Origin of the sequence: Pseudoduganella guangdongensis (assembly GCF_009857475.1) — a bacterium.
Taxonomy (GTDB): domain Bacteria; phylum Pseudomonadota; class Gammaproteobacteria; order Burkholderiales; family Burkholderiaceae_D; genus Rugamonas; species Rugamonas guangdongensis.
In genome coordinates, this window is sequence record NZ_WWCJ01000032.1 from 1 (window position 1) to 25,177 (window position 25,177).

Sequence of the window (25,177 nt, forward strand, 5' to 3'; positions counted from 1 at the left end):
CAGGCGCAGCGGCCGGTGCCGGCGCGGCAGGCGCCATTGGTGCCGGCGCCGCTGCCAAGGCTGGCGCGCTGGCGGCGGGGGCATTCGCAGCCGGCGCCGCAACCGGCGCAACTTGCTGGACGGGCGGTGCGGGCGGCACGGCAGGCGCAGCGGAAACCGCAGGCGCCGGCTGCCCCACCGGAACACTCATGCGGTCCGCCGTCGCAGCCGAAGCAGCCATGGCCGCCGCCGCAGCGGCGCGGGCCGGATTCGCGCCGGCTGGACGTGCCGCTACCGGGGCGCTGGCCGGTTGGCCATCCGCCCCGCCGATACCGGGCCGAAAGGCAAGCATGCGTAACAAGGTCATCGAGAAGCCGGCATATTCATCCGGCGCCAACCCCAGTTCATTCCGGCCATGCACCGCGATCTGGTAATACAGCTGCACCTCCTCCGCATCGAACAGCGAAGCCAGGCGCACAATATCGTTATATTCAGGCAGGTCCGCCGGCACCGCCGAAGGCACGGTTTGCGCCAGTGCGATCCGGTGCAGCAAGGTGCCCAGGTCCTGCAGAGCGCCGTTATAGGACAGCGAACGCGAAGCCATTTCATCGGCCACCGCCATCAGGTCGGCGCCGTCCTTATTCGCCAGCGCATCGAGCAGACGCACCAGGTAGGACTGGTCCAGCGCCCCCAGCATGCCCTGCACCGAATCGAGCGTCACCGCGCCGGCGGCATAAGCAATCGCCTGGTCGGTCAGCGACAGCGCATCGCGCATCGAACCGTGCGCGCCCTGGGCCAGCAGGCGCAAAGCCGGCTGCTCGAAGACGACGCCCTCCTGCCCCAGGATATTCTCCAGGTGGCCGACGATGTGCCCCGGCGGCATCTGCTTCAGGTTGAACTGCAGGCAGCGCGACAGCACGGTGACCGGGATCTTCTGCGGATCGGTGGTCGCCAGGATGAACTTGATGTGCTCGGGCGGCTCCTCCAGCGTCTTCAGCATGGCGTTGAAGGCGTGGTTGGTCAGCATGTGCACCTCGTCGATCATATAGACCTTGAAGCGCGCATTGGACGGCGCATACACCGCCTGCTCCAGCAACTGCGCCATTTCATCGACGCCGCGGTTGGACGCCGCGTCCATCTCCACGTAATCGACAAAGCGGCCGCCATCAATCGCCGTACAAGCCTCGCACACGCCGCACGGGCTGGCCGTGATGCCGCCGTTGCCGTCCGGGCCGACGCAGTTCAGCGACTTGGCCAGGATGCGGGACAAGGTCGTCTTGCCGACACCGCGCGTCCCGGTAAACAGGTAGGCATGGTGCAGGCGCCCGGTATGCAGCGCATGGGTCAGGGCACGGACAACGTGCTCCTGGCCGACGAGCGTTTCAAAATTCCGGGGACGGTATTTGCGAGCGAGGACTTGATAGGACATGTGCGCGATTTTACCGTAGATGCCGAGGCAGCGGACAACATTAGGCGTTCGACCAGACTTCGCATACACTTTGCCTTTTTGGCAACCAAACGACAACCATGAAGAAACTCGTCCTGCTTTCCTTGCTCGCCTGGTCCAGCGTCGCCAATGCGCAAGAGCGCGAATGGCTCACCTATAAGAAGTTCCTTGAAAATACCCGCCTGGACCGCTTTTACGCCCTGCCCCCGGCCGAACGCGACAAGCTGGACATCTATCTGACGCTGAAGCCGTCCAACGCCCAACTCAAAGCGGCGGACATGAACCTGACGGTGGTGCATATCGGCACCCGCACGGCGCTGCCCATCAGTGACAAGGGCCACTTGCACCTGCAGCCGAATGCGCAATGGATCGCGGGCGATGCCAAGATCACCACGACCCAGCCCAAAGGCGAAAAGATCGCCGTCGCATACAACCTCGACGCCGTCGTGCCCGACGGCACGCAATGGCAGTACAACAAGCTCATGGAGAGTGTGGACCAGGGCAACGCGGCAATTGGCAAGGTGGCGGGCGCTTTCAGCCTGTTTGCGCCGTCGATGAAGTCAGTCCTGCTCAGTTTTGACAAGCCGGCGCAGCTGACCATCCAGACGCGCAGCGGCAGCCGCCAGTTCAGCAGCGATGCAAAACATAAGATTCGCCTGCAAGCCGACAAGGCCTTGCTAAAGGAAAATCCGCTGGTGCTGGTGACGAGCCGGCCGATCCAGGCCGAACTCGATACGGAATAAAAAAACCCCACCTGCACGACGCGCGATCTGGAGCGCGTTCTGGCTGATGGGGCTTATTACGAATTAAGAGGCGAGCCTGATCTGCGGCACTTGCGGTGAACAGCTTTGGCTGCTTCGTTCCCGACCTGACCAGGTTAACCGTGCCACAATGCGCAGGGGCCCGCCCGGGCGCAATTATAGGCTATAAACCGAGCTGCTGCCAAATACCATCGACGCGCGCCTTCACTTCGTCGCTCATGGTGATGACGGTGCCCCACTCGCGGCTGGTTTCACCCGGCCATTTATTGGTGGCGTCAATGCCCATCTTGCTGCCCAGGCCACTGACCGGGGAGGCAAAGTCGAGGTAGTCGATCGGGGTGTTGTCGACCAGGGTGGTGTCGCGCGTCGGGTCGACGCGGGTGGTGATGGCCCAGATCACTTCTTTCCAGTCGCGAATGTTGACGTCTTCGTCCACCACGACAATGAACTTGGTATACATGAACTGGCGCAGGAAGCTCCACACGCCGAACATCACGCGCTTGGCGTGGCCGGCGTATTGTTTGCGGATCTGCACCACGGCCATGCGGTAGCTGCAGCCTTCCGGCGGCAGGTAGAAGTCGGTGATCTCGCTGAACTGCTTTTGCAGCAGCGGCACAAAGACTTCATTCAGGGCCACGCCCAGCACGGCCGGCTCGTCCGGCGGTTTGCCGGTGTAGGTGGAGTGGTAGATCGGGTCGCGCCGCATGGTGATGCGGTCGATGGTGAACACCGGGAACCAGTCCTGCTCATTGTAATAGCCGGTGTGGTCGCCGTAGGGGCCTTCCAGGCCGTGCTCGTAGCCGCTCGGGTGGTTTTCGTCCGGGTAGATATGCCCTTCCAGCACGATCTCGGCCGAGGCGGGCACGCGCAGTTCGCTGCCGATGGCCTTTACCAGCTCGGTACGGCTGCCGCGCAGCAGGCCGGCGAACTGGTATTCCGACAGGCTGTCCGGCACCGGCGTCACGGCGCCGAGGATGGTGGCCGGGTCGGCGCCCAGCGCCACGCACACCGGATACGGCTGGCCGGGATTGCGGATGCAGTGCTCGCGGAAGTCGAGCGCGCCGCCGCGGTGCGCCAGCCAGCGCATGATCACTTTATTCCGTCCCATGACCTGCTGGCGGTAGATGCCCAGGTTCTGGCGCTTCTTGTTCGGGCCCCTGGTAATCACCAGGCCCCAGGTAATCAGGGGCGCCACGTCGCCGGGCCAGCAATGCTGGATCGGCAGGCGGGCCAGGTCGACGTCGTTGCCTTCCCACACGATCTCCTGGCAGGGGGCGCCGCGCAGCTCTTTGGGCGACATGTCCCACACGGCTTTCACCAGGGAACCCAGGCCCATCAGGTCCTTGAAGCCTTTCGGCGGCTCGGGTTCCTTCAGCTGCGCCAGCACGTGGCCGATCTTGCGCAGCTCGCCGACGTCGTCGGCGCCCATGCCGAGCGCCACGCGGTGCGGGGTGCCGAACAGGTTGCCCAGCACCGGCATGTCGAAACCGGTCGGCTGCTCGAACAAAATGGCAGGGCCGCCGGCGCGCAGGGTGCGGTCGCAGACCTCCGTCATCTCCAGGTGTGGCGAAACAGGCAAGCTTATGCGCTTAAGTTCGTCAATTGCTTGCAGTTGGGAAATAAAATCTCGGAGATCGCGATATTTCATACTTTTTTACGATTTTTTTGCTTCGGACGAGGCGCCTGAGCACTTTTGGTCAAGTCGTTGATTTTATTGGTTTTTGCCAACATGTACACGATAAAATCATACTCAAAAGTAATAAAGAACGCGTGTGCTAGTATTGACTAGATATATCACGCCTCCTACAATTTGACCTACTTGATGAGGACATGGCCTTTATGCCAACTAAATTGTCACTCATTACATTCACGGAGTCCGGGCTCCATTAGACATTTTAAGGAGTGTTTTTCACGAGGCGTCTGCCTCTACCCCCGGAATAAGTTGTGTTGCAACTGGCCCCAAACGAATGGCTAGCTTTAGCAAACAATAATGGCGTTTCATCCCGCGCAACCTGTGCGGCGGTGGACGAAGATAACACTGATGTAACGACAATGGCACGTCGAATGTCCGCGATTTTGCGCGGCGGGGACGCGTTTTGACTCTTACATTTCAGGGGAGTTCTGATGAACAATCAATTCAATGGGCTGCTGCTTAGCGCCCGCCAATGGGCTCGCCAGCCCGCAGCGTGGGTTTCCGCGCAGAGCATTTCGGCACGCGGCCTGCTGACGGCCGCTCAGTCCATGCTGAGCATTTTCGGCATCGCAGCATTGGTCATGGCTTGCGCCATGGTGGCACGTCCGGACCTGGCCAAGCGCCTGGTCGATACCCTGCACGGCGACCAGCCTGCGGTGGAGGCGCAGGTTGTCGTGGCGCCGCCGCTGTCGGAACTGATGGAAGCGCCTGCAGCGCGCCCAGCCGGCACCGTGGCCAGCGCCGAAGTGGCGATGACCCCGGAAGAAAAAGCCCTCATGGGCACCAAGAAACAGCAGGATGCGGTCACCAACTGGCTGTCCAAGCGTTACCGCGTGGCGGGCGATGCGACCAATATGCTGGTCTCCACCGCTTACCTGACGGCGCGTGAAATCAAGCTGGATCCGCTGCTGATCCTGGCGGTGATGGCGATTGAATCGGGCCTGAATCCGTTCGCGGAAAGCCCGATGGGCGCGCAGGGCCTGATGCAGGTGATGTCCAAGGTGCATACCGATAAATTCCAGGACATGGGCGGCGTGCAGGCGGCGCTGAACCCGGTGGCCAACATCCGCGTCGGTTCGCTGATCCTGAAGGATTACGTGTCGCGCGGCGGCTCGGTGGAAGCTGGCCTGAAGTACTACGTGGGCGCGGCCGCTTTCGAGACCGATGACGGCTACGGCTTCAAGGTCCTGGCCGAGTACAACCGCCTGAAGCAGGTTTCGGCCGGCAAGAAGGTGCCTTACATTACGCCTCCGCAGATGGCTGCAGCGCCTGCGAAGCCGAAAGAGGCGCCAACCACGGTGGCGCAGGTTGAAAAGCCAATCAGCGCGGACCAACTGGCCGGCCTGTAAGCGCCTGCCCTCTCTATATATATAAGAAGCCACCTGCGGGTGGCTTTTTTATTTGGCCGGCGCCAGCGCGGCGACCGTGCCGCCCTGGGCGCCCGCTTGCAGCGTGAGTTCAAGGCCGATGCGGCTTGCCAGGCGGCGCGCGATCGACAGGCCCAGGCCATGGCCGCTGCTTGCGCTGCCTTTCACGCCTGCTTCGAACAGGCGGGCCTGGATGGCGGGGTCGATGCCAGGCCCGTCGTCGCTGACGGTCAGCGCGCCATCGGCAAAGCCGATGCGCACGCAGCCGGCTTGGCTGTGCTGGAAGGCGTTGCCAATGATATTGGCCAGCACAATGCGCAAGGCGGCGGGCGGCACACTAAAGGTTGCGTGCGGGGGAAGCGCCACGTCGACCTCGACCAGTTTGCCGTCCAGCAGGTGGGCTAGCTGCACCACGGTACTCTCCACCAGCGGCAGCAGCGCCACCGGGGGCGACGGCATCGGTTGCGCGGCGGGCGCGTGCTGCGCCAGGTCTTCGCGCGCCAGCGCCAGCAAGGTGTCGAGCGTCTGCGCCATCTGCGTGGCGGCGCTGCGGATGCGCTGCAGTTGCTGCGCGGCTTGTGGCGGCATGGGGTGGGCGGCCAGCAGGAATGCAGCGCCTTCGATCACGGCCAGCGGCGTGCGCAGTTCGTGGCTGGCGTCGCGCGTGAAATGCTGTTCGCGCTCGATGAAGGCGGCCACGCGGGCCATGGCGTCATCCAACGCCCGCGCCAGTGCGCCGACCTCGTTGGCGGGATAGGCGGCGGCGAAACCTTTGGGCAGTTGGGCCGGTGCCGCGCTGCCGACCAGTTGTGCCAGGGCCTCCAGCGGCCGGGTCGCGCGCCATGCCAGCCAATACCCCAGGGCCAGGGTTAGCGCCAGCATGGCGAGCAGCGATGCACCAAGCAGGCCAAGCACCACCGGCAGGCGCGGGCGCACCATCAGTTCGCGGCTTACTTCCGCCACCAGTATGACCGGGGCAGCGCCGGGCAATGCAAGCTGGCGCACGTGGTAGTGGCGGCCGGCGGCGCCAAAAAACTCCCCGCCGCCTGTCACGCCCGGCTGGCGGCGCAGGTCGTCAGGCAGGCTGGCGCTATCACGATGCAGGCTGACATAGGGCCGCAATGGCGGCGCCAGTTGTGCGGAAGCGCGCCAGCTTGCCTGCTGATGGGCTGTTTCCTGCGCCAGCATATTGGCGAAAACCTCGTCCTCCAGCACGTACATGAAGATCAGCGCGAAGGCGGAGAACAGCAGCGCCGTGCACATGGCGATCAAGGCGAAGGCCGCAGTCAGGCGGCGGCGCAGGCTATGCGGTGCGCTCATACGTCGGCGTCCAGGCGGAAACCGACGCCGTGCACCGTCAGCAGCATGGGCTGCGCGAACGGCTTGTCCAACGCCTGGCGCAATACGTACATGTGGCTGCGCAAGGCATCCGAATCGGGCGGCTCGTCGCGCCACAGCACCTGCGACAGCTCACTGCGGGTCATCACACGCGGATGCGCCTCGGCCAGCGCCAGCAGGAGCTGGTAGGCCGCCGGCTGCAGGCGCAGCGCCTGGCCGGCGCGCGAAACAGTCTGCGCGCGGCGGTCGATCCGCAGGCTGCCCACGGCCAGCGCCGCATCGCGATGGCGCATGGCCAGCGCCTGGCAGCGCGCCAGCAATTCCTCCATGGCGAAGGGCTTGACCAGGTAGTCGTCGGCGCCGGCGTCGAAGCCGTGCAGCTTGTCCTGCAGCGTATCGCGCGCGGTGAGCATCAGCACCGGCAGGCGGCGCGGCAGGCGGGCGCGCAGCTGGCGGCACACTTCCAGGCCATCGATGCCCGGCAGGGCCAGGTCCAGCACCAGCACGTCGTAGGGATGCTCGAGCGCCAGCGCCAGGCCATGCTCGCCGTTGGCCGCGAAGTCGGCGGCGTGGCCGAGGCGGTCAAAAGCGTCGGCCAGGTTGCGGGCCAGGAGCGCGTTATCTTCCACAACCAGTATATTCAGCGGCATCCCTATCCTTTGGCCAGGCGTTGCAGCTGGAACGCGTCCGCCACCCTGCCCTGCATGCCCGCCACCACGGCGTGCATCAGCACCAGCATCTTATCAAAGCCCTGCCCTTGCCGGAGCTCGGCGCGGCCGGCCGCCAGGCCCTTGCTGTAATAGGCGGCCAGCGCCAGCACGCTGCGCTCTTCGCCGGTTTCCGGCCGCGCGACCGGCGTTGCGCCCAGCGCCCTCACCATTTCCTCCGCCGTGGCCCAGGTGGACCAGGGGTTCTGGCCGGTGACCAGTTTGCCGTCCACCACCACGTGGCCCACGTATTTCGGCGCGCTGGAGAAGCGCGCCCCCAGCTCGCGGGCCCGCTCTTCCAGCAGGAAGGGCAGGCGCTGGCGGGCGTCCTTCATCAGGAACAGCTCCTCGTCGTTGGTGAAGCCGGTCATGCGGCGGCCGGCGACCAGGCTGGCGCCGTCGGCGCCGCGCAGCTCGAGCAGCGCGGCCGGGCCATGGCAGACGGCGCCCAGCACGCCCCCGCGCGCCGCCACCGCGCCGGCAACACGGGCAATGTCGGCATTGCCGGGAAAGTCGAACATGGCGCCCTTGCCGCCGACGAAATAGACGGCGCTGTAGCGTGCCGGGTCGACGTCCGCCAAACGCGCGGTAGCCGCCAGCTTGCGCTGGGCCGCCGGGTCGTTGAGGAAGGCATAGTCGGCATCGCCCATATCGTCGGTATCGATGCGCTGCGGCGGGCGTCCGCCCTGGGGCGAAGCGATATCGACCTCGAAGCCGCTGGACTGGAACACGTAATACGCGCGCGCGAGCTCGGTCAGCTCGTAGCCGGCCTTCCTGGCGCTGCCCGGGAAGTGCGCCGTGCTCGACACCACCGCCAGCACGCGCCCGCGCGGCGAGTCGGGGGCGGCCAGCCAGGCGATATCCGCCGGCCGCGCCTGCGGATTGGCACGCGGCTGCGCATCGAGGTCGAAACTGAGGAAATACACATAGCCGGCTGCCGCCAGCAAGAGCAGCGTCGCAGCCAGCCAGGCCGTCCCGCGCAGGATTTTCTTAAACATGCATGCTCCCAGAAAAAATGGGGACGTACCCCGAATTAAATGGGGTACGTCCCCATTTTCTGGGAAACAGTGTGCGCCGGGGCGCGTGAAGCGGATGTGAAGAGGGCTTACTTCTTCTTGTCGGCGCTGACTTCGTCGGCGCGCAGCTGGGCGGCCAGTTTGTCCAGCACGCCGTTCACGTATTTGTGGCCGTCGATGCCGCCGAAGGATTTGGTCAGCTCGACCGCTTCGTTGATGACGACGCGGTACGGGATTTCGATGTGGTTCTTCAGCTCGTACGCGCCGATCAGCAGCACGGCGTGCTCGATCGGGGACAGCTCGCCCACGCCGCGATCGACCAGCGCCGAGAACAGCTCGCGCAGTTCGACCGATTGCTTGATGGTGCCGCGCAGCAGGTCGGCGAAGTACTCGCCGTCCGCCTTGTCGAAACCATGGGCGGCGCGGATGTTGTTGACCACCTTGGTGGCGTCTTCATTGTTCAGCAGCCACTGGTAGAGGCCCTGCAGCGCGAACTCGCGGGCGCGGTGGCGCGGGGTGCGGTTCTTGCTCGGGTTGGCGTGCGTCATATTGTCAGTCATGTTCTTACCTTCTTGTTGAATTACTCGTCGTCGCCCAGGTCCTGGTTCAGTTCTTCCAGGGCGATCGACAGGTTGGCCATTTCGACCGCGCAGCGGGCGGCTTCGGCGCCTTTGACGGCCATGCGCACTTCCGCCTGCTCGTCGTTTTCGGTGGTCAGGATGGCGTTGGCGATAGGGATGCTGTAGTCCAGGCCGACGCGCGTGATGCCGGCGCCGGATTCGTTGGACACCAGCTCGAAGTGGTAGGTCTCGCCGCGGATCACGGCGCCCAGGGCGACCAGGGCGTCGAACTGATTGGACTCGGCCATTTTTTGCAGCACCAGCGGCACTTCCAGCGCGCCCGGCACGGTCACGTGCAGCACGTCTTCGTCGGCCACGCCCAGGTTCTTCAGCTCTTGCAGGCAGGCCGACAGCAGGCCGTGGCACACGTCTTCATTGAAGCGCGCTTGCACAACGCCGATGCGCAGGTTTTCGCCGGACAGGTTGGTTTCGTAGGTTGCTACGGTCATGGTGGTCCTCTTTTCTTGATGTTGGGTTAAGCCGCGTCTATATTCAGGCGGCAGGTTTGGCCATGTAGCCGGTGACTTCCAGGTTAAAGCCGGTCATCGAAGGCATCTTGCGCGGGCTGGCCAGCAACTGCATCTTGCCGACGCCGACTTCACGCAGGATTTGCGCGCCGATACCGTAGCTGCGCAGGTCCATGCTGGCGGCGCGGCCGGTCGGGCGCAGGTTCTTGTCCAGCGCTTCCAGCTGGCCGAACAGCTGCTCGGCGGTCTCGCCGCAGTTCAGCAGCACCATCACACCCTGCTCCGCGCCCTTGATCGCCTTCAGCGAGGAGGACACGTTCCAGGAGTGGGTGGTGGCTTCAGTTTCCAGCAAGTCCAGGATCGACACCGGTTGGTGCACGCGCACCAGCGACTCCTTGCCCGGCGCCATTTCGCCGTGCACCAGGGCCAGGTGGGCCGCGCCGCTCGGCTTGTCACGGAAAGCAATCATACGGAAATCGCCGTGCGCGGTGCGCAGGGTACGCTCAGCCATGCGCTCCACCATGCATTCGTTCTGGCTGCGATAGTGGATCAGGTCGGCAATCGTGCCGATCTTCAGGCCGTGCTCCTCGGCGAATTCCAGCAGTTCCGGCAGGCGCGCCATGGTGCCGTCGTCCTTGATGATCTCGCAGATCACGGAAGCCGGCATCAGGCCGGCCATGGCGGTCAGGTCGCAACCGGCTTCGGTATGGCCGGCGCGCATCAACACGCCGCCCGGCACCGCGCGCAGCGGGAAAATGTGGCCCGGCTGCACGATATCGCTTGGCTTGGCGCCCTTGGCCACGGCCACCTGGATGGTCTTGGCGCGGTCGGCCGCCGAGATCCCGGTGGTCACGCCTTCCGCCGCTTCGATCGAGACGGTGAAATTGGTGCCGAAGGAAGTGCCATTCTTGGCGGTCATCATGGTCAGGTCGAGCTGTTTGCAGTGCTCTTCCGTCAAGGTCAGGCAGACCAGGCCACGGGCGTGCTTGATCATGAAATTGATCGCTTCCGGCGTGACGTGCTCGGCGGCCAGCACCAGGTCGCCTTCATTTTCGCGGTCTTCTTCGTCGACCAGGATCACCATGCGGCCGGCGCGCAGTTCGGCGACGATTTCTTCGGTGCTGGAAATGGACATATTTTTTCCTTTGATGTGAGGCACAGGGCGTTTCTTTGTTAACCCGCTATTTTAAAGGATTTGGCGCAGTTCCGCCCCTTGCGCGCCACCATTAGGGGTTTTGGCCTAGACTAAATTGCTTTTCCAACCCTGAAGGAGGCAGCAATGAAGACTAGCGGATCGGCCGTCTGGACTGGCGGCATCAAAGATGGACGTGGAGCAATTAGCACCGTAAGTGGCGTCTTGCAGGCCGCCCCCTACGGCTTTTCCAGCCGTTTCGAAGGCAAACCCGGCACCAACCCGGAAGAACTGATCGGCGCGGCACATGCCGGCTGCTTCACCATGGCCCTGTCGCTGATCCTGGGCGAAGCCGGCCTGACGGCCGAAAAGATGGAAACCAAGGCCGAAGTGACCTTGGATAAAGTGGCCGACGGCTTCGCCATCACCGCCATCCACCTCGACCTGCAGGCAAAAATCCCCGGCGCCGACAAGGCCAAGTTCGAAGAACTTGCTAACAAAGCAAAAGTCGGCTGTCCCGTCTCCAAAGTCCTGAACACCAACATCACCCTCAGCACCACCCTCCTCTGAGCAGACAGGGTACGGCCCTCGGGCCGTACCCTGGTTTTCCCGTTTAGAAAAAAATCCCTTGAACTTTTTAATTGCGACCACTATTATTAAGCCATTGGATGACGACCGTCATCAATGACCATCAAAAGGGAAACCACCATGAACACCAAAGATTCCGTCGTCTTCATCACTGGCGCCAACCGTGGCCTGGGCCTGCAACTGGCAAAAGCCGCCCTCGCCGCCGGCGCGAAAAAAGTCTACGGCGCCGCGCGCGACGCCAAGAGCATCACCTTGCCCGGCGTCATCCCGGTCCAGCTCGATGTCACCAACCACGACGAAATCGCCGCCGTCACCCGCGAATACAAAGACGTCACCATCCTGATCAACAACGCCGGCATCGTCCGCCCAGGCGCCCTGCTGGCCGACGACGCCCTGGCGCAAGCGCGCGCCGAGCTGGAAACCAACGTCATCGGCCCGATGCTGCTGAGCAAAGGCTTCGCCCCGACCCTGGCGGCGAACGGCGGCGGCGCCATCGTCAACATCCTGTCCGTGCTGGCCTGGCTCAGCCAAGGCGTCACCAACACCTACAGCATGTCGAAATCGGCCGCCTGGGCCCTGACCAACGGCCTGCGCGCGGAACTGGCGGCGCAAGGCACCCAGGTCGTCGGTGCCCACATGGGCTATATGGAAACCGACATGACCGCCGGCTACGATGTGCCGAAGGTTCAGCCGGAAGACGTGGCAGCGCAGATCTTCGCCGCGCTGGCGGAAGGGAAAGATGAAGTGCTGGCGGACGACCTGACCCGCCAGGTAAAACTGGGCATCAACGCAGAAGTACCGGCCTATATCGCCGTCTCCCGCGCACCTGCCTGAGTATGAAGGCCAGCGTGGCGCCCCATGGCGCTACGCTCCCCTTCTTACTGCGTTCGGCTGGAACGCGCCTTGGCCACCCACTTATCGATGGCCGCGCCCTTAGCACCGACGTCCAGGCCACTGGTTGTCGCCACCACCACGCCCTTGGGATCGAGCAAGGCCAGGGTTGGGTAGGCCTTCACGCCAGCCTGATCGATCAGCTCCCTGGCATTTGCCAAGGTGCGCCAGTGAAAGCCCGTGCGCCGGGCGAACTTTATCGCTTCGTCGTCCGAGTCAAAGGTGACCGCGAGCGTGCCGTATTCCTTATTGCGCTGAGCGAAGTCATTCAGGATCGGCACCTCCTTGATGCAGGGCGCACACTCTGCGAAGTAGAAACTAATCACCGTGTAGCGGCCACGCAGGGCTTCACTATTGACTATGCCGCCATCCGTTGCGGCCAGCTTGAATTGCGGGAAGGCCGCACCTTACGCTTCTGCATGCTGAAACCGGAGCCTGCCAGCTTCTTTTCAAACTGGGCGAAGCTAATGGCCGCGCCTTTGGTGTCGCGGTATTCAACGCTTTGATAGTCGACCAGACCGATCTGCTCCCTAAACTGAAGCTCAGCACTGGAAACCGCTGCAGCGCTAGCAAGCTGGGAGCCCTGGTCAGTTGTAAGCGCCGCCCAGGAAAGCAAGGTAGACGCCGAGCGTTTGCGGCTTGGTCATGGCATTCATATGACCAGCTTCCTTGACAGCCTCAAAGCGCTTGTGGGGATTGGCGAGGCCGTCGAACAGTTCGCGCGAGGTACCGACGGGGGTCTGTACGTCGTTGACGCCATTGATCACCAACAGCGGGCCCTGGAAGGCGCGCAAGGCGGCGCGGTTGTCGATAGCGGCTAATTCCTGGTCCAGTTTCATGCGCACGAACGCCTTGGCATACCAGGGAATCTGATTCTCGGCATAAGCCTGCGCGTTGGTGCCAGTACCTTCCAACACCAGCGCATCCAATTCGCGCTTGGCGGCAAGACGGGCGGCGACGAAGCTGCCGAAGGAGTGGCCGTGCACAACCAGTTTCCCTTTGGTGGTGGCGCGCACATGGTCGTAGAGGGCCAGCGTTTCGCGCTCCAGGTCCGCCAGGCCGAACGGGGAGTCAGGGGCTTCGCTGCGGCCAAAGTCGTGATAGTCGAAACTGATCACGTTCGCGTTCATTTCCGTGAATGGCTTGGCGAACACGCCGCCATGGGCATCGACACGGACGCCGGAACCCATAAAGTACAGCACTGTGAACTGCGCATCGGGCTTACGGACATGGATGCCACGGCTGATCGCACCACCGGGATGGGTGAATTCGATATTTTCGACCTGATACGCAGGAGCGGTTTTCTTCAACTGCGTCACTTTCCCGCTATCGCGGGGGAGGAATTGCTTTGCGGTGAGGTTGACGGTGGAGCAGCCACCAAGTGCAGCAAGCACGGCGACGGATAACAGCAGGCGTGAGGTATTCATTGCAGTGGCGGCGCATTAAAAGGATAGCAAGCGTAGCATCTTGCTATCCCCTGAAAACACTCACATTGTCACTCAGGACAGCTCAGCTCGTGTCAACCCAAGGGCCTGACCCCACGGTTGACACGGGCTGATCAGGACTTCAGCGACAGCATGCGTTCCACGTAGCGGGCGATCAGGTCAATTTCGAGGTTGACCTTGGCGCCGGCTTTCAGGTGCTTGAGGGTGGTGACCTGGATGGTGTGCGGGATCAGGTTGATCGAGAAGGCGCAGCCGGTGGCGCTGTCTTCCACGCGGTTGACGGTGAGCGAGACGCCGTTCACCACCACGGAACCCTTGTAGGCCAGGTACTTCGCCAGGTCGCGCGGGGCTTCGATCACCAGCTCGTACGATTCGCCCACCGGTTCGAATTTGCGCACCACGCCCAGGCCGTCGACGTGGCCGGAGACCAGGTGGCCGCCCAGGCGCTCGGCCAGGGTCAGGGCTTTTTCCAGGTTCACTTCGGTGGTGGTGTCCAGGCCCACGGTCTTGTTCAGGCTTTCGCGCGAAACGTCGACGGTGAAGCCGGTGGCGGTCTTTTCCACCACGGTCATGCAGGCGCCGTTGAGGGCGATCGAGTCGCCCAGGCCGACGTCGGCCATCGGCAGACCGCCTGCATCGACGTCCAGGCGCACGCCTGCATCGGCGCCGCCAGCCAGCGGGGTTACGGAGTTGATTTTGCCGACAGCGGCGACGATTCCAGTAAACATAGTGGTCTTTAATGAGGGGTGAATCGGGCAAGGATACGCAAATCGGCGCCGACTTGCTTCACCTCGTGGAATTTCAGGTTGTGCCTTCCGCTCAGCTCGGTGAGCGCGGGCAGCGCGAACATGCCTTGCGCATCGCCCAGCAGCGTGGGCGCCAGGTACACCAGCAGCTCGTTGACGCAGCCTTCGCGGATCATGGAGCCATTCAGCTTGCCGCCCGCTTCCACGTGCAGCTCGTTGATCTGGCGCCGGCCAAGCTCGCGCATCAGCTCGGGCAGGTCGACTTTGCCGTGGGCGTTGGGCAGCACGATGACTTCCGCGCCCAGGTCGCGCAGGGCGGCTTCCTTCTCCGCGTGATGCGCGGCGGCGATGATCCAGGTGCCGCCGCCTTGCAGCACGCGCGCTTGCGGGCTGATTTCCAGCTTGCTGTCGACCACGATGCGGCGCGGTTGACGCGGGGTATCGACGGCGCGCACATTGAGCTGCGGGTCGTCGGCCTTGACGGTGCCGATGCCGGACAGGATGGCGCAGGCGCGGGCGCGCCAGGCATGGCCGTCGGCGCGCGCTTCCGGGCCGGTGATCCATTGGCTTTGGCCGTTGTGCAGGGCGGTCATGCCATCCAGGCTGGCGGCGGTCTTCATGCGTACCCACGGCAGGCCGTGGCGCATGCGGTGGAAGAAGCCGATGTTCATTTCGTAAGCCTGCTCGGCCAGCAGGCCGCTGCTGACCTGGATGCCGGCCGCCGAAAGGCGCGCCATGCCGTTGCCGGCCACCAGCGGGTTGGGGTCTTCCATGGCGGCGACCACGCGGCCCAGTCCTTCGCGCACCAGGGCATCGGCGCATGGCGGGGTGCGGCCGTGGTGGCTGCACGGTTCCAGCGTGACGTAGGCGGTGGCGCCGCGCACGTCGTGGCCGCGTCGCTGGGCGTCCTTGATGGCCTGGATTTCAGCGTGGTCCTGGCCGGCGGCTTGCGTCACGCCCTCGCCGATCACCACGCCGTCGCGCACGATGACGCAGCCGATGCGCGGATTCGGCGAGGTGGTGTACAAACCCTTTTCCGCCCATTGCAGGGCGAGCTGCATGCCTTCGAGGTCGCTGTTGATATTCATATGCTTGCGCAGGTTGCCGGTTCCAGGGCGGGGTCGCACAGCCGCGCCCTGCCCTGCATATTGATCTTGATATTGCGCTGCGCGCCGGCCAGTTCAAGGGTGATGGTGCCAAAGTTGGCGGCATTCGGGTGGGCGGCGCGGCAGCTGCGTCCTGCTGCATTATATGCGACGTAAAACGGGGCCGTGGCGTCGGTGAATTTGGCCTTGACCTTGAGGCGCTCGGGCGGGGGTTTGTGGCGGCTGATGATTGGCTCGCCCGGTTCGGCGACCCGGTTGGCGTTGCCGTCGACGACAATCAGCCACCCCTGCTGCCAGTCGCCATTTTCGCTCAGCAACGTGACGACGCGCCGCCTGGCGATGGCCTGGGCGCGGGTTTCGTTGATGGCGGCCAGCAGGTCGGACGAGGCGGCGCGCAATTGGCGCCCGGCCAGCATCGCGCTGAATTGCGGAATGGCTGTGGCGAACAGGATTGAGAGGATGGCAAGCACGATCAGCAACTCGAGCAGCGTAACGCCGATCAGGCGCGGCGCGCGCGGCGGCTTGCGGCGCGACGGCGCCACAGGCTGTGGCGCGCAGCGGTGCGCGGGCGGGACTAACGCCAGCAACCGGGGCCGGGCCCGCTGGCGAGGTGCAGGCCGGTGCTGGTGAGTATCAGGCGTTCGCATTGCGGGTCCTTGAAACTGTGATCCACTTTGGACGTGCCGGGCGTGGCGATAAGCTGGATGCAATCCTGGATTTTCTCCCCATCGCACGCCTTGCCCTCCACCTCATAGGCGCTGGTTTTGGGGGCGCGTCCGGACCACCAGCGGAACTGGCTTTCGGCCGTACCGGTACTGGCGACGGAAAAAGCCAGGTACGTGTTGAAGCGGGTGAAATGGCGCTCCTGATGCTGCATCATCTCCTGCAAGGCGGCCTGGGCCTCGCTGCGGCGCATGCGCACGATCGCTTCGCTCCACACCGGTATGGCAACCGCCGCGAGGATAGCGGCGATCACCAGGGCAACCAGCATGCCGAGCAGGCTTTCGCCTTTGGCCCGGGCCGTGCTCATGGCCCCTCCTGCCCGCCGGCGGCATCATGCAAAGCCTGCCAATCCATGATCTCGCGCCAGCTATGGCGGCGGATGGGAAGCGGCGGCGTGTAGCTGGCCTGCAGCACCGTTTCCGCGCCGGGACGGCTGCCAAAGCCGATCACCGTCACACGGTAGTAGTGCGCAGGCGCCGCACCAGAGGGCGTGTAAGCGATACGCTCAACCAGGTAACGCGGACGGCGGAAAGGCAATACCCCCTCGCCCACCGCCATAGCCGCACCGGTGAGCGCGCCGTACTCCGTGCCGCCGTCGCCCGCCAGGTTGACCACCTGCCAGGCTGGTGGTGGGGCGGGCTCGCCGTCCCCATTGGCCGGCGGCACTTCGAGCGGCTCGCCAAGGGCCGCGTTGATATCCCTTTCCGCATCCATCATCGCATCCTCCGCCGCCTGGAAGGCGATCAGGCGGTCACGTTCGGCACGGGCGGCCTTCTCGCCCAACATGGCTGTATGCGCAGCCGAAGCGCCAAGCGACAGCGCCGCCAGCAGTAACAAGAACGTCACGGGAAGCGTCACACCACGCTGATACTCGCGGCCCATGGCGGACTCCTAAAGATTGCGCAGCGCGACCGTCGCGCCGAAGACACGGCGGGTGCGGTGTTGCATGGAGGACGGCAGCGCCGCCTCGTTGACATGGGCCGCCGGATCGGCACCGGGGAGCAGCGCATAGCTAGAGAGCAGCATGCCGGGACGTGAACCGCGTTCGCCATGCAATAGCAAAGCAATCCTTACGCTGACCACGCGGCGCCAATTCGGCTGCATGGCTTGCTCGGCCGGCGGCAAGGCCGCGTCGAGCGCGTTAAGCGCGCTGGCCGTCAGGAAAAGGTTGGGCATGCCATCACGCGGGCTGTCGGTATCCACCCCGTACAGGACGTGGAACGCATCCACCCCGCGCACCACTGCATCCGCGCCCCAACTATGCTCGCTCTGGTACTTGCAGCGAAGTTCAGCAACGCCGTCACTGGCTTTGGCAACGTAGAAGATACTCCAGGCCCACTCCCCCGCATCCGCCGGGAAGCCGGCGCAATTGAGCATGGCGCCAGCACCGGCGATCGCGGTGGGCGAGAAACGAATAGCCAGGACATCACTGCCATTCACCGCAGCTTGCGCCGCCCCCATGCCGTAAGCTTTGGTCGCAACGCTGGCGGAGTCGCGCCCCTCCACCGCCAGCGGAGCCAATGGACCGGCGGCGGCGCCAGGCTCGCCCCGGAAACCTGCCTGGCGTAGGGATTGGCCGATGATGGCGAGCGCGAAGCGGCCGTTGTCATCCAAGCGCGTGTTGGCGCCGTTAAACAGGAAATCCGCATTGGACGCATGCAGCAGCGTGGCAGCCACCAGGACAACCAGCAGGCTGAGTGCCATGGCGATCATTACTTCCGCCACAGCCAGGCCTCGCTGCAGGTGCTTCATGGCGCCCCCTCAGATAACGAAGGCGGGCCGAGCGCAACGCGCAGCGCCAGCTGTGGCGCGGCATCCGCCCCGCGCCAGCCGATTTTGATGGTGATGGGCGCGTCCACACTTTGGCTGCAGGCCCATTGCAGCGCGCCCCCGACGGAAGCACCATCATCGCGGCAAACGGTGGCGCGGCCCGAAGGCAGGTTAGCCGCAAGTTGCAAGCGAAACTCCTCCAACTCACGCTGCGCAAGAGCGACCGCATCGCAAGGCGCATCGCTGCAGGCGGAGGCCGGCGCGGCCGCATCCTGCGCGTCAGTCGCATCGAATTCAAAACCCAGGTAGGAAGAGGACTGCCCAGCGTTGGCGCGGATGCGGTCAGCGAGCGTAGCGGCGGCCTGCAGGGCTTCGGTCTGCAGGGCCGATTCCTGACGTGCGCGCATGGCATGTGCCTGCATCGCCAGCGCACCGACCAGCCCCACGGCCAGCAACAGCACGGCAACCAGCACTTCCACCATGGTAAAACCCGCCCTTGTACGACGCATGGCGCAGCCCTCCCCTGCTGTTCAAGTTAGACAGCAGCGGAGACACGGGTTTGAGGAAAATCAAGCCTTGGGATTGAGCTCTTGGCCGTCGCCAACTTCTTCGATCGCGTCCTGGAATTCAGCCAGGTCCTCGAAGTTCTTGTAGACGGAAGCAAAGCGGATATAGGCCACTTTATCGAGACGCTTAAGTTCAGCCATGACAAGCTCGCCCACGAAGACCGAATCGACTTCACGCTGGCCGCTGGTCAGCAGCTTCTCCTCGATCGAAGCCACGGCCTTATCGACCGACTCCGCCGCCACCGGTCGCTTGCGCAGGGCCAGCATCAGGCTCGCACGCAGTTTATCCGCCGAATACTCGGTACGGCTGCCGTTCTTCTTGACCACATAAGGCATGGTCAACTCGATGCGTTCCCAAGTGGTGAAACGCTTATCGCAGTTGACGCAGCGCCGGCGCCGCTTGATGGCGTCCCCCTCCTCCGACACGCGGGTGTCGAGGACCTGGATATCATCGTGCTGGCAGAACGGGCATTTCATGAATGGAGCGTCTCGTATTTTGTAATGAAAAAGCGCCGGACCTTACGATCCGGCGCCTTGATAGTACCAACCGCCTGCTTAGGCGTAAACAGGGAATTTATCAGCCAGCACCTTCACAGCGGCTTTCACGCGCTCGATGGTTGCTGCGTCGTGCGGGTTATCCAGCACGTCGGCGATCAGGTTACCCACTTGTTCCGCTTCCGCTTCCTTGAAACCACGGGTGGTGAAGGCAGGCGAACCCAGACGGATACCGGAGGTCACGAAAGGCTTCTGCGGATCGTTCGGGATACCGTTCTTGTTGCAGGTCATGTGTGCCGTGCCCAGGATCGCTTCAGCTTCCTTGCCGGTCAGGTTCTTGGCGCGCAGATCGACCAGGAACACGTGCGACTCGGTGCCGCCGGACACGATGCGCAGGCCGCGCTTGATCAGGGTCTTGGCCAGAACGTCAGCGTTCTTCACCACTTGCTCCTGGTAAGCCTTGAACTCTGGCGACAGCGCTTCCTTGAAAGCCACAGCCTTACCAGCGATCACGTGCATCAGCGGACCACCCTGGATGCCTGGGAAGATAGCCGAGTTGATGATCTTCTCGTGCTCAGCCTTCATCAGGATGATGCCGCCGCGCGGTCCGCGCAGGGATTTGTGGGTGGTGGAGGTGACGAAGTCAGCGTGCGGCACTGGGTTCGGGTACAGGCCGGCGGCGATCAGGCCGGCGTAGTGGGCCATGTCGACCATGAAGTAGGCGCCAACCGCTTTAGCGACCTTGGCGAAACGCTCGAAATCGATCTTCTTGGAGAAAGCCGAAGCGCCAGCGATGATCATCTTTGGCTTGTGCTCTTTCGCCAAGGCTTCCATGGCGTCGTAATCGATATCTTCTTCCGCGGTCAGGCCGTAGGAAACGACATTGAACCACTTGCCGGACATATTCAGCGCCATGCCGTGGGTCAGGTGACCGCCTTCCGCCAGCGACATGCCCATGATGGTATCGCCTGGTTTCAGGACAGCGAAGAACACGCCCTGGTTCGCCTGCGAGCCCGAGTTAGGCTGCACGTTGGCCGCTTCCGCGCCGAACAGCTGCTTCACGCGGTCAATCGCCAGTTGCTCGACGACGTCGACGTACTCGCAGCCACCGTAGTAACGCTTGCCTGGATAGCCTTCAGCGTACTTGTTGGTCAGCTGGGAGCCCTGGGCTTCCATTACTGCTGGCGAGGTGTAGTTCTCAGAAGCGATCAGCTCGATATGGTCGTGCTGGCGCTTATTCTCGTTCTGGATCGCGGCAAACAGCTCCGCGTCGACGTTGGCGAGGGTGTGATCTTTTGCGAACATGAAATTACTCCAGTTTTTTAAGGCAGATTGGATCGAATCGGGAGCCAAAAAGTGACAGGGCAGCCGAAACGCACGTTTCCATCGTGGCTGCCCAGGCGAACGGCTGTATTGAGATCTCACGTTCCCCGGTGGTTGCCCACCTCTCACCGGCAGCGCAAGCGCCAGCCAGTTTTTCGCCAGTTACGTGAGACAGTAATGGAGCCAAGATTGTATGTTAAGTAGCAGATAACGGCAACGGTTGTGCCGGAAAACCGGTGCCAGGTCTGTCATTCGGACAAACGCACCATTTCTTTGATCTTTCTCAATACGCTTTCCAGGCCGTTTTTACGTATTGAGATGGATCAAACGTTAGCGCTAGCTGTCCAATTGACAGACCTGGCACCGGTTTTGGCACCGGTTTTGGCCGAAATTGGCCTACAATCAACGCTTCAATATTGGGAGTTCGACCATGATCGTGTTAGTTACCGGCGCTACCGCTGGTTTTGGTGCCGCGATGGCGCGGGTTTTTGTGCGGAATGGACATCAAGTCATCGCTGCTGGCCGTCGGGCTGAGCGCTTGGAAAACCTGGCGGCGGAGCTGGGGTCGAACTTGCTGCCGGTGAAGCTGGATGTGACCGATAAGTCGGCTATCCAGGCAACCTTGGCTTCGCTGCCGGCAGAGTGGCGTGACATCGATGTGCTGATCAATAACGCTGGCCTGGCCCTGGGCGTAAAGGGGGCGCATGAGGCGTCGCTGGAGGATTGGGAAACCATGATCGCGACCAATTGCACCGGCCTGGTCACCATGACCCATGCCCTGCTGCCGGGCATGGTGGAACGCGGCCGCGGCACCGTCATCAATCTGGGCTCGGTGGCTGGCCATTACCCTTATCCGGGCGGCAACGTTTACGGTGCGACCAAGGCCTTCGTCGAGCAGTTCACCCTGAACCTGCGCGCGGACTTGATCGGTACCGGCGTGCGCGCCACCAATATCGCGCCGGGCCTCTGCGGTGGCACCGAGTTTTCCAACGTGCGCCTGAAAGATGATGCGGCGGCGGCGAAAGTATACGAAGGCACCGAACCGCTCACCGCTGACGATATTGCCAATACAGCTTACTGGATTGCAACTTTGCCGCCACATATCAACGTGAATTTGATTGAATTGATGCCAACTTGCCAAGCTTTCTCCCCTTTTGCGATTAAACGCGGCTAAAATTCCGGCGCATGTAAGGGAAAACCGTAAGCAATTGTTACGAGATTGTGCAAATGTCTAAAAACGCCTAATTATTTGGCGTAAAATGTTGCCCATTCTCATTTAGTAGCTGTTCTATCCATATGTCGTCTGAGTTCACCTGGGAAGTCCGCGTTTATTACGAAGACACGGACGCCGGCGGGATCGTCTACTACGCGAACTATTTGAAGTTCTTCGAGCGCGCGCGCACCGAATGGTTGCGCTCCCTCGGCGTCAACCAGGACATCCTGCTGCGTGAGCACGACGCCATGTTTGTTGTCAAAAGCGTCAGCGCGGACTACCACGCGCCGGCGCGTCTGGACGATGTAATAAAATTGACGCTTCGTATCGAAAAGCTGGGCCGTGCGTCGATCCAGTTCGTGCAGGAAGCGTGGTGCGGTGAGCGTTTGCTGAATACGGCGCGGGTGAAGGTTGGCTGCGTCGATTCGGCTTTGCGTCCGCGCGCCGTGCCCGATGCTGTGGCTGTCCGCATGCGCGCATAATAATTAGACTGAGAAACAATGAACGTCACCCAAGACCTTTCCTTCATCGCCCTCATCTCCAACGCCCACCTGATCGTGCAGTTGATCATGGCGCTGCTGCTTGCGATTTCCGTCATCAGCTGGACCTATATTTTCAAGAAGCTCTTCGATGTGCGCGGTGCGCGCAAGCAAACCGTCGAGTTCGAGAAGACCTTCTGGGCCGGCGGCAACCTGCATGCGCTGCATGCCAGCGCCGGTAGCAATCGTGCCAACAGCGGCGCCCTGGCGCGCATCTTCGAGGCGGGCATGGGCGAGTTCATCAAGGGCAAGCAGGCGGCGGCTGCCAGCCGCGACCTGGAACAGGGCGCGGTGCTGGATGGCGCGCGCCGTGCCATGCGCGCGGCGTTCCAGCGCGAGATGGATGCGCTGGAGGCGCACCTGGCCTTCCTGGCGTCGGTCGGTTCCGTGTCGCCGTACATCGGCCTGCTCGGTACTGTCTGGGGCATCATGAATGCGTTCCGCGGCCTGGCCAATGTGCAGCAGGCAACCCTGTCGGCCGTGGCGCCCGGTATTGCGGAAGCGCTGATCGCGACCGCGATCGGCCTGTTCGCGGCGATTCCGGCAGTGGTGGCCTACAACCGCTTCTCGCACGATATTGACCGCCTGGCGATCCGCTTTGAGAGCTTCGTTGAAGAATTCTCGAACATCCTGCAGCGCCAGTCCCGTTAAAAGGCGAAACTGAAGATGGCTTCTTCCCTTTCCAGCAGCATGCGCGGCGGCCGTGGCCGCAAGCTCAAAGCCGAGATCAACGTCGTGCCGTACATCGACGTGATGCTCTGCCTGCTGATCATCTTCATGGTGATGCCGACCTCGAACAACCCGCAGTCGATCGACCTGCCGCACGCGGAAAAAGCCGTGCGCCCGCCGGATGCCTACATCCAGGTGCAGGTCAAGCCGAACGGCTCGCTGTCGATCGGCATCGCCGGCAAAGCGGCCGAGGCGCCGGAAACCGAGCCGAACCGCGAGGCCCTGGTGCGCAAGCTGCGCGCCCTGCATGAACAATATCCCGAGTACCCGGTGCTGATCGCCGGCGACAAGGAAAGCAAGTACGACGATGTGATTCAGTTGATTTCCGAAGCGAAAAAGATGGGGATTCACCGCGTTGGCCTGGCAACCAAGTAAGGCATGGCAATGACGATGGCAGATGCTGGCGGACCGTACCGTGTGCCCAGGCGGCACACCGGTACGCGCGCGTTTGCGCTCGCCGTGGCCGTGCACGGCGTGCTGTTCCTGTTCCTGTGGATCGGCATCCGCTGGAACAATGAGGTGGTTGGCGTGGATGCCGAAATCTGGGACATGACGACCCAGATGGCGGCGCCGAAAGCCGAGCCGGAACCCGAGCCGGAACCGGAACCCGAGCCGCCCGCCCGCGAACCGGTGAAGGAAGTGCCGCCGCCGGAAGTGGTAAAGCCGCCGCAGCCCGATCCTGAGATCGCCCTGCGCAAGCAGAAGGAAAAAGAAAAGAAAGAACTGGAAGAGAAGAAGCTGGCCGAGCTGAAAAAGAAAAAAGAAGAAGAGAAAAAACTGGCCGAGCTGGAGAAACAAGAAAAGCTGGAAAAGCTGGAGAAAGAAAAAGCCAAGAAACTGGCGGAACTGAAAGAGAAGGAAAAAGCGGCCAAAGCCCGTGAAGCGGAAATGAAACGCATCATGGGTTCGGCCGCCGCCGGCTCCACCGGCACGGCAGCCAAGTCCACCGCACCGCGCCTGGACGATGGTTATAAAGCGGCGATCGTGACCAAGATTCGCAGCTTCCTGAACTATCCAGGCCAGGAAGATGTCGAAGCGGTGTACACCATCACGCAGTTGCCGACTGGTGAAGTAATGGGCGTCCGCAAGGTAAAATCCAGCGGCGTCGCGGCGTATGACACCGCGATCGAGAACGCGATCCGCAATGCCTCCCCGCTGCCTAAGCGCAAGGATGGCACGGTGGAACGCGAGATCACGGCGACCTTCAAACTCAAAGAAATGCGGCAATAAGGATCGTGAGAATGATTAACAACGCAAAATATCTGTTCGTCCTGGCCGGCACGGCGTTCGCGCTGTCGGCACAGGCCCAGCTGCGCGTGGAAATTTCCGGCGTGGGCAGCAACCAGATTCCGGTGGCCATCGGCCCCTGCGCCAACGAGGCCGCAGCGCCGGCCCGCATCTCGGAAATCATCAAGGCCGACCTGACCCGCAGCGGCATGTTCAAGATTATCGATGCCGGTGCAACCACCAACCTGATGCAGCTGGACGCCACCAGCTGGAAGGCGCGCGGCGCCGACGCATTCGCTGCCTGCTCGGTCACCCCGCTGGGCAACGGCACGTTCGACGTGCAGTACCGCCTGCTGTCCACCGGCGCCGGCAACGACCTGTCCGCCATCAAGACCCAGGTGCCCAACCAGTACGGCCGCCTGGCGGCGCACAAGATCGCCGACGACATCTATGAAAAGCTGACTGGCATCAAGGGCATCTTCTCGACCCGCATCGCCTACGTGGCGCAGCAAGGCAAGCAGTACCGCCTGGAAGTGGCCGATGCCGACGGCGAGAACATCATCCCGGCCCTGGTGTCGACCGAGCCAATCATCTCCCCTGCCTGGTCGCCGGACGGCACCAAGGTGGCCTACGTCTCGTTCGAGCAGCGCAAGCCCGTGGTCTACGTGCAAAACCTGGTTACCCGCCAGCGCACCGTGATCGCCAACGAGAAGGGCAACAACTCGGCGCCAGCCTGGTCGCCGGACGGCAGCAAGCTGGCCGTGGCCCTGTCCAAGACCGGCAATACCCAGATCTTCATTGCCAATGCGGACGGCTCCGGCCTGCGCCGCCTGACGACCGGCACCACCATCGACACCGAGCCGCAATTCAGCCACGACGGCCAGCACGTCTACTTCACCAGCGACCGCAGCGGCGGCCCGCAAATCTACCGCATGAGCGTCAACGGCGGCGAAGCGCAGCGCATCACGTTCGGCAGCACGTACAATATCAGCCCGCGCATTTCCGCCGACGGCAAGACCTTAGCGTATATTTCGCGCCGCGACGGCAATTTCCAGGTCTTCGTACTGGACCTGGAATCGCGCCAGGAGCAACGCCTGTCCGACACCACCAGCGACGATTCGCCGAGCTTCGCTCCGAATGGCAAGTACATCCTGTACGCCACCCAGAACGGCGGCCGCCGCTCGCTGGCCGTGGCGTCGACAGACGGCCGTGTTAAGCAACGCCTGAGTATTCAGGCGGGCAATATCAAGGAACCCACTTGGGGTCCTTTCATGAAGTAAAGAAGTAAA

Annotated in this window: 30 protein-coding genes, 1 other RNA gene and 1 riboswitch; of the genes, 10 read left to right on the forward strand and 21 right to left on the reverse strand. The window is 62.9% G+C overall.

Annotation, left to right across the window (positions count from 1 at the left end; translation table 11 throughout):
* On the reverse strand, nucleotides 1-1,408 hold a 1,408-nt coding region (gene dnaX, locus GTP41_RS25865; RefSeq protein WP_161028477.1), incomplete at its 3' end, for a DNA polymerase III subunit gamma/tau.
* A gap of 98 nt (nucleotides 1,409-1,506) precedes the next feature.
* Between dnaX and GTP41_RS25870 the strand changes: the two genes are divergently transcribed.
* Nucleotides 1,507-2,169: a DUF2987 domain-containing protein gene (locus GTP41_RS25870; RefSeq protein ID WP_161028478.1), complete on the forward strand. Its 663-nt coding sequence runs from the start codon at nucleotides 1,507-1,509 to the stop codon at nucleotides 2,167-2,169.
* Nucleotides 2,170-2,235: 66 nt separating this feature from the next.
* Here GTP41_RS25870 and ffs read toward each other — a convergent pair.
* Nucleotides 2,236-2,334: signal recognition particle sRNA small type (gene ffs / locus GTP41_RS25875), an RNA gene on the reverse strand.
* A 16-nt stretch (nucleotides 2,335-2,350) separates the two neighbouring features.
* Nucleotides 2,351-3,835, reverse strand: coding sequence for a 4-hydroxy-3-polyprenylbenzoate decarboxylase (ubiD, locus tag GTP41_RS25880; protein WP_161028479.1), 1,485 nt, complete (start codon nucleotides 3,833-3,835; stop codon nucleotides 2,351-2,353).
* Nucleotides 3,836-4,311: 476 nt separating this feature from the next.
* On the opposite strand from ubiD, the gene GTP41_RS25885 reads away from it, so the two are divergent.
* Complete coding sequence (locus GTP41_RS25885; RefSeq protein ID WP_161028480.1) at nucleotides 4,312-5,229, forward strand: lytic transglycosylase domain-containing protein; 918 nt, start codon at nucleotides 4,312-4,314, stop codon at nucleotides 5,227-5,229.
* Between the two features lie 48 nt (nucleotides 5,230-5,277).
* Here the strand turns inward: GTP41_RS25885 and GTP41_RS25890 are convergent, their stop codons facing one another.
* The 6 genes from GTP41_RS25890 to ribBA form a co-directional block, all read right to left on the reverse strand.
* A complete protein-coding gene (locus tag GTP41_RS25890) occupies nucleotides 5,278-6,567 on the reverse strand; it encodes a sensor histidine kinase (RefSeq protein WP_161028481.1) in 1,290 nt (429 codons plus the stop codon).
* A complete protein-coding gene (locus GTP41_RS25895; protein ID WP_161028482.1) occupies nucleotides 6,564-7,235 on the reverse strand; it encodes a response regulator transcription factor in 672 nt (223 codons plus the stop codon). The genes GTP41_RS25890 and GTP41_RS25895 overlap by 4 nt, the downstream gene beginning before the upstream one ends.
* 2 nt (nucleotides 7,236-7,237) lie before the next feature.
* Nucleotides 7,238-8,290, reverse strand: coding sequence for a type 1 glutamine amidotransferase domain-containing protein (locus tag GTP41_RS25900; RefSeq protein ID WP_161028483.1), 1,053 nt, complete (start codon nucleotides 8,288-8,290; stop codon nucleotides 7,238-7,240).
* A gap of 107 nt (nucleotides 8,291-8,397) precedes the next feature.
* The gene (nusB, locus tag GTP41_RS25905) at nucleotides 8,398-8,868 is read right to left on the reverse strand and encodes a transcription antitermination factor NusB (protein WP_161028484.1); all 471 of its coding nucleotides are present in this window, start codon (nucleotides 8,866-8,868) and stop codon (nucleotides 8,398-8,400) included.
* A 20-nt stretch (nucleotides 8,869-8,888) separates the two neighbouring features.
* On the reverse strand, nucleotides 8,889-9,377 hold the full coding sequence (gene ribH, locus GTP41_RS25910) for a 6,7-dimethyl-8-ribityllumazine synthase (RefSeq protein ID WP_161028485.1): 489 nt from the start codon (nucleotides 9,375-9,377) through the stop codon (nucleotides 8,889-8,891).
* 43 nt (nucleotides 9,378-9,420) lie between these two features.
* Nucleotides 9,421-10,530, reverse strand: coding sequence for a bifunctional 3,4-dihydroxy-2-butanone-4-phosphate synthase/GTP cyclohydrolase II (ribBA, locus tag GTP41_RS25915; protein WP_161028486.1), 1,110 nt, complete (start codon nucleotides 10,528-10,530; stop codon nucleotides 9,421-9,423).
* Nucleotides 10,531-10,674: 144 nt separating this feature from the next.
* Here ribBA and GTP41_RS25920 point away from each other — a divergent pair, with 144 nt between their 5' ends.
* Both GTP41_RS25920 and GTP41_RS25925 read left to right on the forward strand, forming a co-directional pair.
* Complete coding sequence (locus tag GTP41_RS25920) at nucleotides 10,675-11,097, forward strand: OsmC family protein (protein ID WP_161028487.1); 423 nt, start codon at nucleotides 10,675-10,677, stop codon at nucleotides 11,095-11,097.
* Between the two features lie 138 nt (nucleotides 11,098-11,235).
* The gene (locus GTP41_RS25925; RefSeq protein ID WP_161028488.1) at nucleotides 11,236-11,949 is read left to right on the forward strand and encodes an SDR family oxidoreductase; all 714 of its coding nucleotides are present in this window, start codon (nucleotides 11,236-11,238) and stop codon (nucleotides 11,947-11,949) included.
* A gap of 44 nt (nucleotides 11,950-11,993) precedes the next feature.
* Here the strand turns inward: GTP41_RS25925 and GTP41_RS25930 are convergent, their stop codons facing one another.
* The 12 genes from GTP41_RS25930 to glyA form a co-directional block, all read right to left on the reverse strand.
* Nucleotides 11,994-12,389 carry a TlpA family protein disulfide reductase gene (locus tag GTP41_RS25930; protein ID WP_161028513.1) on the reverse strand — a complete coding sequence of 132 codons (396 nt, stop codon included), beginning with the start codon at nucleotides 12,387-12,389 and terminating at the stop codon, nucleotides 11,994-11,996.
* Nucleotides 12,365-12,622, reverse strand: coding sequence for a hypothetical protein (locus tag GTP41_RS25935; protein ID WP_161028489.1), 258 nt, complete (start codon nucleotides 12,620-12,622; stop codon nucleotides 12,365-12,367). The genes GTP41_RS25930 and GTP41_RS25935 overlap by 25 nt, the downstream gene beginning before the upstream one ends.
* The gene (locus GTP41_RS25940) at nucleotides 12,594-13,433 is read right to left on the reverse strand and encodes an alpha/beta hydrolase (protein ID WP_161028490.1); all 840 of its coding nucleotides are present in this window, start codon (nucleotides 13,431-13,433) and stop codon (nucleotides 12,594-12,596) included. The genes GTP41_RS25935 and GTP41_RS25940 overlap by 29 nt, the downstream gene beginning before the upstream one ends.
* Before the next feature lie 131 nt (nucleotides 13,434-13,564).
* Nucleotides 13,565-14,179 (reverse strand): riboflavin synthase, encoded by a 615-nt coding sequence (locus tag GTP41_RS25945; RefSeq protein WP_161028491.1) that lies wholly within the window; start codon nucleotides 14,177-14,179, stop codon nucleotides 13,565-13,567.
* Nucleotides 14,180-14,187: 8 nt separating this feature from the next.
* Complete coding sequence (gene ribD / locus GTP41_RS25950; protein WP_161028492.1) at nucleotides 14,188-15,285, reverse strand: bifunctional diaminohydroxyphosphoribosylaminopyrimidine deaminase/5-amino-6-(5-phosphoribosylamino)uracil reductase RibD; 1,098 nt, start codon at nucleotides 15,283-15,285, stop codon at nucleotides 14,188-14,190.
* Nucleotides 15,282-15,845: a GspH/FimT family pseudopilin gene (locus tag GTP41_RS25955; protein ID WP_371867425.1), complete on the reverse strand. Its 564-nt coding sequence runs from the start codon at nucleotides 15,843-15,845 to the stop codon at nucleotides 15,282-15,284. Before GTP41_RS25955 ends, ribD begins: the two co-directional genes overlap by 4 nt.
* Nucleotides 15,846-15,877: 32 nt before the next feature.
* On the reverse strand, nucleotides 15,878-16,333 hold the full coding sequence (locus tag GTP41_RS25960) for a type IV pilin protein (RefSeq protein ID WP_161028493.1): 456 nt from the start codon (nucleotides 16,331-16,333) through the stop codon (nucleotides 15,878-15,880).
* Nucleotides 16,330-16,908, reverse strand: coding sequence for a pilus assembly PilX family protein (locus tag GTP41_RS25965; protein WP_161028494.1), 579 nt, complete (start codon nucleotides 16,906-16,908; stop codon nucleotides 16,330-16,332). Before GTP41_RS25965 ends, GTP41_RS25960 begins: the two co-directional genes overlap by 4 nt.
* A 9-nt stretch (nucleotides 16,909-16,917) precedes the next feature.
* Nucleotides 16,918-17,778: a PilW family protein gene (locus GTP41_RS25970; RefSeq protein WP_161028495.1), complete on the reverse strand. Its 861-nt coding sequence runs from the start codon at nucleotides 17,776-17,778 to the stop codon at nucleotides 16,918-16,920.
* Nucleotides 17,775-18,305: a type IV pilus modification protein PilV gene (gene pilV / locus GTP41_RS25975; RefSeq protein WP_161028496.1), complete on the reverse strand. Its 531-nt coding sequence runs from the start codon at nucleotides 18,303-18,305 to the stop codon at nucleotides 17,775-17,777. Before pilV ends, GTP41_RS25970 begins: the two co-directional genes overlap by 4 nt.
* Before the next feature lie 60 nt (nucleotides 18,306-18,365).
* A complete protein-coding gene (nrdR, locus tag GTP41_RS25980) occupies nucleotides 18,366-18,839 on the reverse strand; it encodes a transcriptional regulator NrdR (protein WP_161028497.1) in 474 nt (157 codons plus the stop codon).
* A 78-nt stretch (nucleotides 18,840-18,917) separates the two neighbouring features.
* Nucleotides 18,918-20,162, reverse strand: coding sequence for a serine hydroxymethyltransferase (glyA, locus tag GTP41_RS25985; RefSeq protein ID WP_161028498.1), 1,245 nt, complete (start codon nucleotides 20,160-20,162; stop codon nucleotides 18,918-18,920).
* A gap of 82 nt (nucleotides 20,163-20,244) precedes the next feature.
* Nucleotides 20,245-20,356, reverse strand: a riboswitch (ZMP/ZTP riboswitch).
* A gap of 254 nt (nucleotides 20,357-20,610) precedes the next feature.
* On the opposite strand from glyA, the gene GTP41_RS25990 reads away from it, so the two are divergent.
* The 6 genes from GTP41_RS25990 (at nucleotide 20,611) to tolB (ending at nucleotide 25,168) form a co-directional block, all read left to right on the forward strand.
* Nucleotides 20,611-21,354: an SDR family oxidoreductase gene (locus GTP41_RS25990; RefSeq protein ID WP_161028499.1), complete on the forward strand. Its 744-nt coding sequence runs from the start codon at nucleotides 20,611-20,613 to the stop codon at nucleotides 21,352-21,354.
* A 122-nt stretch (nucleotides 21,355-21,476) separates the two neighbouring features.
* Nucleotides 21,477-21,875, forward strand: coding sequence for a tol-pal system-associated acyl-CoA thioesterase (gene ybgC / locus GTP41_RS25995; RefSeq protein ID WP_161028500.1), 399 nt, complete (start codon nucleotides 21,477-21,479; stop codon nucleotides 21,873-21,875).
* An 18-nt stretch (nucleotides 21,876-21,893) separates the two neighbouring features.
* Entirely contained in the window at nucleotides 21,894-22,583 is a 690-nt protein-coding gene (gene tolQ / locus GTP41_RS26000; RefSeq protein WP_161028501.1) for a protein TolQ, read from the forward strand.
* Nucleotides 22,584-22,598: 15 nt separating this feature from the next.
* Complete coding sequence (locus tag GTP41_RS26005) at nucleotides 22,599-23,036, forward strand: biopolymer transporter ExbD (RefSeq protein WP_229503090.1); 438 nt, start codon at nucleotides 22,599-22,601, stop codon at nucleotides 23,034-23,036.
* A gap of 9 nt (nucleotides 23,037-23,045) precedes the next feature.
* Entirely contained in the window at nucleotides 23,046-23,891 is an 846-nt protein-coding gene (locus GTP41_RS26010) for an energy transducer TonB (RefSeq protein WP_161028502.1), read from the forward strand.
* Nucleotides 23,892-23,902: 11 nt separating this feature from the next.
* A complete protein-coding gene (tolB, locus tag GTP41_RS26015; RefSeq protein WP_161028503.1) occupies nucleotides 23,903-25,168 on the forward strand; it encodes a Tol-Pal system beta propeller repeat protein TolB in 1,266 nt (421 codons plus the stop codon).
* Nucleotides 25,169-25,177 lie beyond the last annotated feature (9 nt).

What these genes read in the sequence shown, in the direction of transcription:
- GTP41_RS25870 (WP_161028478.1), top strand. Translation starts at nt 1,507, where the DNA reads ATGAAGAAACTCGTCCTGCTTTCCTTGCTCGCCTGGTCCAGCGTCGCC.
- ubiD (WP_161028479.1), bottom strand. Translation starts at nt 3,835, where the DNA reads ATGAAATATCGCGATCTCCGAGATTTTATTTCCCAACTGCAAGCAATT.
- GTP41_RS25885 (WP_161028480.1), top strand. Translation starts at nt 4,312, where the DNA reads ATGAACAATCAATTCAATGGGCTGCTGCTTAGCGCCCGCCAATGGGCT.
- GTP41_RS25890 (WP_161028481.1), bottom strand. Translation starts at nt 6,567, where the DNA reads ATGAGCGCACCGCATAGCCTGCGCCGCCGCCTGACTGCGGCCTTCGCC.
- GTP41_RS25895 (WP_161028482.1), bottom strand. Translation starts at nt 7,235, where the DNA reads ATGCCGCTGAATATACTGGTTGTGGAAGATAACGCGCTCCTGGCCCGC.
- GTP41_RS25900 (WP_161028483.1), bottom strand. Translation starts at nt 8,290, where the DNA reads ATGTTTAAGAAAATCCTGCGCGGGACGGCCTGGCTGGCTGCGACGCTG.
- nusB (WP_161028484.1), bottom strand. Translation starts at nt 8,868, where the DNA reads ATGACTGACAATATGACGCACGCCAACCCGAGCAAGAACCGCACCCCG.
- ribH (WP_161028485.1), bottom strand. Translation starts at nt 9,377, where the DNA reads ATGACCGTAGCAACCTACGAAACCAACCTGTCCGGCGAAAACCTGCGC.
- ribBA (WP_161028486.1), bottom strand. Translation starts at nt 10,530, where the DNA reads ATGTCCATTTCCAGCACCGAAGAAATCGTCGCCGAACTGCGCGCCGGC.
- GTP41_RS25920 (WP_161028487.1), top strand. Translation starts at nt 10,675, where the DNA reads ATGAAGACTAGCGGATCGGCCGTCTGGACTGGCGGCATCAAAGATGGA.
- GTP41_RS25925 (WP_161028488.1), top strand. Translation starts at nt 11,236, where the DNA reads ATGAACACCAAAGATTCCGTCGTCTTCATCACTGGCGCCAACCGTGGC.
- GTP41_RS25940 (WP_161028490.1), bottom strand. Translation starts at nt 13,433, where the DNA reads ATGAATACCTCACGCCTGCTGTTATCCGTCGCCGTGCTTGCTGCACTT.
- GTP41_RS25945 (WP_161028491.1), bottom strand. Translation starts at nt 14,179, where the DNA reads ATGTTTACTGGAATCGTCGCCGCTGTCGGCAAAATCAACTCCGTAACC.
- ribD (WP_161028492.1), bottom strand. Translation starts at nt 15,285, where the DNA reads ATGAATATCAACAGCGACCTCGAAGGCATGCAGCTCGCCCTGCAATGG.
- GTP41_RS25960 (WP_161028493.1), bottom strand. Translation starts at nt 16,333, where the DNA reads ATGAGCACGGCCCGGGCCAAAGGCGAAAGCCTGCTCGGCATGCTGGTT.
- GTP41_RS25965 (WP_161028494.1), bottom strand. Translation starts at nt 16,908, where the DNA reads ATGGGCCGCGAGTATCAGCGTGGTGTGACGCTTCCCGTGACGTTCTTG.
- GTP41_RS25970 (WP_161028495.1), bottom strand. Translation starts at nt 17,778, where the DNA reads ATGAAGCACCTGCAGCGAGGCCTGGCTGTGGCGGAAGTAATGATCGCC.
- pilV (WP_161028496.1), bottom strand. Translation starts at nt 18,305, where the DNA reads ATGCGTCGTACAAGGGCGGGTTTTACCATGGTGGAAGTGCTGGTTGCC.
- nrdR (WP_161028497.1), bottom strand. Translation starts at nt 18,839, where the DNA reads ATGAAATGCCCGTTCTGCCAGCACGATGATATCCAGGTCCTCGACACC.
- glyA (WP_161028498.1), bottom strand. Translation starts at nt 20,162, where the DNA reads ATGTTCGCAAAAGATCACACCCTCGCCAACGTCGACGCGGAGCTGTTT.
- GTP41_RS25990 (WP_161028499.1), top strand. Translation starts at nt 20,611, where the DNA reads ATGATCGTGTTAGTTACCGGCGCTACCGCTGGTTTTGGTGCCGCGATG.
- ybgC (WP_161028500.1), top strand. Translation starts at nt 21,477, where the DNA reads ATGTCGTCTGAGTTCACCTGGGAAGTCCGCGTTTATTACGAAGACACG.
- tolQ (WP_161028501.1), top strand. Translation starts at nt 21,894, where the DNA reads ATGAACGTCACCCAAGACCTTTCCTTCATCGCCCTCATCTCCAACGCC.
- GTP41_RS26005 (WP_229503090.1), top strand. Translation starts at nt 22,599, where the DNA reads ATGGCTTCTTCCCTTTCCAGCAGCATGCGCGGCGGCCGTGGCCGCAAG.
- GTP41_RS26010 (WP_161028502.1), top strand. Translation starts at nt 23,046, where the DNA reads ATGACGATGGCAGATGCTGGCGGACCGTACCGTGTGCCCAGGCGGCAC.
- tolB (WP_161028503.1), top strand. Translation starts at nt 23,903, where the DNA reads ATGATTAACAACGCAAAATATCTGTTCGTCCTGGCCGGCACGGCGTTC.